Genomic DNA, 4,495 nt, shown 5'->3' with positions numbered 1-4,495 from the left:
GCAAACGGGGCCCTCGGGCCCCGTTTGCATTGTGGATTCCGCTTCCGGGTCGTGGCAGCTGCCGCAGCCCGGTCGCATCACCCCCCGGAGCCGTCCTGCCATGGACCTCGATCTGAACCAACTCGTCGCCACTGCGGGCGCCCTGATCGGCCAGGCGCCCGATGCCGCTGCCCTGGCCGACGCCAAGGCGCGTTTCCTCGGCAAGGAGGGCGAGATCACCCGCCACATGAAGGCGCTCGGGCGGCTCTCGCCCGCCGAGCGTGCCGCTGCCGGCAAGGCCCTGAACGAGGCCAAGCAGGCGGTCGAGGCGGCGGTGAACGAGCGCGAGCAGGCAATCGCCGCGGCGCTGCTCGATGCCCGGCTGGCTCAGGAGGCGATCGATGTCACGCTGCCCGGCCGCGGCAGCGGTGCCGGTGGCCTGCACCCGCTGTCGCTCACCATCGAGCGCATCGAGGCGATCTTCCGCTCGATCGGCTTCGATGTCGCCGACGGCCCCGAGATCGAGGAAGACTTCTTCAATTTCACCGCGCTGAACACCCCCGAGAACCACCCGGCGCGGTCGATGCACGACACCTTCTATGTCGAAGGGCGTGATGCCCATGGCCATGGCCTGCTGCTGCGCACCCACACCAGCCCGGTGCAGATCCGCTATGCCCGTACCCACCAGCCGCCCATCAAGGTGATCGCGCCGGGCAAGACCTACCGGGTGGATTCCGATGCCACCCACTCGCCGATGTTCCAGCAGTTCGAGGGCCTCTGGGTCGACGACGACATCAGCTTCACCGATCTGAAGAGCGTCTACACCGAGTTCCTGCAGCGCTTTTTCGAGACCACCGACCTCGATGTGCGCTTCCGCCCCTCGTACTTCCCCTTCACCGAGCCCTCGGCCGAGATCGACATGCGCTTTCGCGACGGCCCGCTGGCCGGGCGCTGGCTGGAGGTCGCTGGCTCCGGCCAGGTGCATCCCACGGTGATGCGCAACTATGGTCTCGATCCCGAGCGCTACCTGGGCTTTGCCTTCGGCTCGGGCGTGGAGCGCTTGGCCATGCTGCGCTATGGCGTGGCCGATCTACGGCTCTTCTATGAGAACGACCTGCGCTTCCTGGCGCAGTTCAACCGCTGACGAGGCACCCGGATGAAGTTTCCCGAAAGCTGGCTGCGCAGCTTCTGCGACCCGCAGCTCACCACCGAGGCGCTGGCCGATCGGCTCACCATGCTCGGCCTGGAGGTCGAGGAGGTTGGCACCGCCGCGCCGCCATTCACCGGCGTGGTGGTCGCCAGGGTGGTCTCGGTCACGCGGCATCCCGCAGCCGACAAGCTCTCGGTCTGCGAGGTGGACACCGGCCACGGCCTGCAGACCATCGTCTGTGGTGCACCCAATGTTGCCGTGGGCCTGCGCGTGCCCTGCGCGCTGCCCGGTGCGCAACTGCCCGGCGGGCTGGGCATCCAGCCGGTGGAGATGCGCGGTGTGCGCAGCAACGGCATGCTCTGCTCGGCACGCGAACTCGGCCTGTCGGAAGACCATGGTGGCCTGCTGGTGCTGGCCGATGACGCTCCGGTAGGTGCCGACCTGCGCGGCGCGCTCAGCCTCGATGATGCGGTGCTCACCCTGAAGCTCACGCCCAATCTCGGCCACTGTTTCGGGGTGCTGGGCATCGCCCGCGAGGTGGCAGCCGCCACCGGCGCGCCGCTGCGCGAGCCCCGCTTCGAGCCGGTACCGGTGAGCCTGTCCGAGCGCCTGCCGGTCAGCCTGCAGGCGCCCGATCTGTGCGGCCGCTTCAGCGGCCGCATCATCCGCGGCGTCAATGCGCGGGCATCCACGCCCGACTGGATGAAGCGCCGCCTGGAGCGCGCCGGGCAGCGTCCCATCTCGGCCCTGGTCGACATCTCCAACTATGTGATGCTCGAGCTTGGCCGGCCCTCGCATGTGTTCGATCTGCATCGCATCCACGGCGGCCTGCAGGTGCGCTGGGGGCGCCCCGGCGAGACCCTGAAGCTGCTCAACGGCCAGACCATCGAGCTCGACGGCTCGGTGGGCGTGATCGCCGATGCGAGCCAGGTCGAGAGCCTGGCCGGCATCATGGGCGGCGACAGCACCGCGGTGTCGCTCGACACCACCGACATCTACCTCGAGGCCGCTTTCTGGTGGCCGCAGGCCATCGCCGGCCGCGCTCGCCGCTACAACTTCTCCACCGACGCCGCCCAGCGCTTCGAGCGCGGTGTCGATGCCGCCACCACGGTGGCGCACATCGAGTACCTGTCGCGCCTGATCCTCGAGATCTGCGGCGGCCAGGCCGGCCCGATCGATGACCAGATCACCGGTCTGCCGTCGCGTCACCCGGTGGCCATGCGCACCGACCGTGCCCGCAAGGTCATCGGCATGCCCATTGCCGACGACGAGATGGCGCAATGCTTCGAGCGTCTGGGCCTGCCTGTCGTGCGCGAGCCCGGGCGATTCGTGGTCCAGCCGCCGTCGTGGCGCTTCGACCTGCAGATCGAGGAGGACCTGATCGAGGAAGTGGTGCGGGTGTGGGGCTTCGAGCGCCTGCCGGTGCGCCCGCCGCGGGCTGCCTCGCCGATGCTGCCGCAGCCCGAGCAGGAGCGATCGGTGGGCCAGCTGCGCCGTGCGATGGCCGCGCGCGACTTTCAGGAGGTGATCAGCTTCGGCTTCGTCTCGGGCGCGCTCGATGCCCGCTTCGGCCAGGGGCCGGCGATCCGCCTGCTCAACCCCATCGCAGCGCATCTCGATGTCATGCGTACCACGCTGTGGGCCGGGCTGGTCGACACCCTGCGCACCAACCTCAACCGCAAGGCGAGCCGGGTTCGGCTCTTCGAGATCGGTCGCGTCTTCCGGGCCGATCCCTCGGTGGCGGCCGGGCCGCACAGCGTCCAGGGGGTCGATCAGCCCCTGCGCCTGGCCGCGCTCGCGTTCGGCCCGGTGCTCGATGATCAATGGGGCGCCAGCCCGCGGCCGGCCGACTTCTTCGACCTCAAGGGCGATCTCGAGGCGCTGGTGGGTGCGCGCGCGGCCGGGCTCACCTATCAGCGTGCCGAGCATGCCGCCCTGCATCCCGGACGCAGCGCCCGCATCCTTGATGGCGTCCAGGCGGTGGGCTGGATTGGCGTGATGCATCCGGCGCTGCAGCAGGCCCTCGAACTGCCGCAGGCGCCGGTGCTGCTCGATCTCGATCTGGCCTGGCTGCGTCAACGGGCGCTCGCCCGCCCGCAGGAAACCTCCCGTTTCCCCTCGGTCGTCCGTGACCTTGCCTGGGTCGTGCCGGCCGACCTCGATGCCCGCGCCGTGGTCGACGAGATCATGCAGGCGCTGGCCGAACAGCCCGCTGGCGAGCTCGTCCAGAACGTGAGACTGTTTGACGAATATCGCGGTAAGGGATTGGAAAATAAGGAAAAAAGCCTTGCCTTCCGATTCTGGATGCAAGATACTCGGCGCACGCTGAACGATCAGGAAGTGGCCCACCTGCTGGACGCGGTCGTGGCCCGACTGGCCGATCGGCTCGGCGCCAGACTGCGCGCTGGCGCCTGATTCCTTCCCCCTCCATGAATCCGTCCGGCTCCCTCTCGACGCTGCCCGAACCGCTGACTTCGCCCGAGCCGGGTGACGCCGCCGACGACGCCTTCACGCTCACCAAGGCCGAACTCGCCGAGATGCTGTTCGAGCGGGTGGGGTTGAACAAGCGCGAGGCCAAGGACATGGTCGAGACCTTCTTCGACGAGATCCGCGGCGCGCTCGAGCGCGGCCACAGCGTCAAGCTCTCGGGCTTCGGCAACTTCCAGCTGCGCGACAAGCCGCAGCGGCCGGGGCGCAATCCCAAGACCGGTGAGGAGATCCCCATCTCGGCCCGCCGGGTTGTCACCTTCCATGCCAGTCAGAAGCTGAAGTCGCAGATCGACGGCAGCGAGCGCAGCTGAGCGCCCACCGCGCCCATCGCAGCCACTGCCCGATCCTGCCCGCGCCCCCCATGCAGTCCCGCAACGAACCCAAGGTGGCACTGCCGCCGATTCCGGCCAAGCGCTACTTCACCATCGGCGAGGTGAGCGAGCTCTGCGGTGTCAAGCCGCATGTGCTGCGCTACTGGGAGCAGGAGTTCACCCAGCTGCGGCCTATGAAGCGGCGCGGCAACCGCCGCTACTATCAACACCACGAGGTGCTCCTCGTGCGGCGCATCCGTGATCTGCTCTATGAGCAGGGCTTCACGATCAGCGGCGCCCGCAATCGGCTCGGCGATGGGGCAGGGCGCTCCCGCAACGGCCTCGGGCCCGGGGCCGAGGGAGCCGCGCTCGCCATCGATGATCAGGGCATCGTGCTCGATGAGGCGCAGGCAGCGCTGCCTGCCGAGGCCGATCAGCCTGCCTCGCTGGACACCGAGACCCTGGCCGCGGTGCGCGCTGACCTGCTGCGAGCGCTCAGCCTCCTCGATCCGGACTGACCCTCTCGGCGCGTGGGCTCGCAATCGGTTATACTCTTGGTCTTCCT

The 4,495-nt window shown here is 68.9% G+C and carries 4 protein-coding genes; all 4 read left to right on the top strand.

Features of this window, described 5'->3' with window-relative positions; genetic code table 11:
- Positions 1-100 precede the first annotated feature (100 nt).
- Genes pheS through AC2H6A_RS18085 form a run of 4 tightly spaced genes read left to right on the top strand, consistent with a single transcriptional unit; the run spans position 101 to position 4,448 of the window.
- Positions 101-1,123, top strand: a complete 1,023-nt coding sequence (gene pheS, locus AC2H6A_RS18100) for a phenylalanine--tRNA ligase subunit alpha (protein ID WP_484275114.1) — start codon at positions 101-103, stop codon at positions 1,121-1,123.
- A 12-nt stretch (positions 1,124-1,135) separates the two neighbouring features.
- On the top strand, positions 1,136-3,544 hold the full coding sequence (gene pheT / locus AC2H6A_RS18095) for a phenylalanine--tRNA ligase subunit beta (protein WP_484275113.1): 2,409 nt from the start codon (positions 1,136-1,138) through the stop codon (positions 3,542-3,544).
- A 14-nt stretch (positions 3,545-3,558) separates the two neighbouring features.
- On the top strand, positions 3,559-3,930 hold the full coding sequence (locus AC2H6A_RS18090) for an integration host factor subunit alpha (protein WP_484275112.1): 372 nt from the start codon (positions 3,559-3,561) through the stop codon (positions 3,928-3,930).
- A gap of 50 nt (positions 3,931-3,980) precedes the next feature.
- Positions 3,981-4,448 carry a MerR family transcriptional regulator gene (locus AC2H6A_RS18085; protein ID WP_484275111.1) on the top strand — a complete coding sequence of 156 codons (468 nt, stop codon included), beginning with the start codon at positions 3,981-3,983 and terminating at the stop codon, positions 4,446-4,448.
- Positions 4,449-4,495 lie beyond the last annotated feature (47 nt).

The sequence above is a fragment of the Quisquiliibacterium sp. genome, assembly GCF_982640115.1.
Note: the sequence above shows the minus strand (reverse complement) of the source record. Positions and strands in the feature narration are given on the sequence as shown.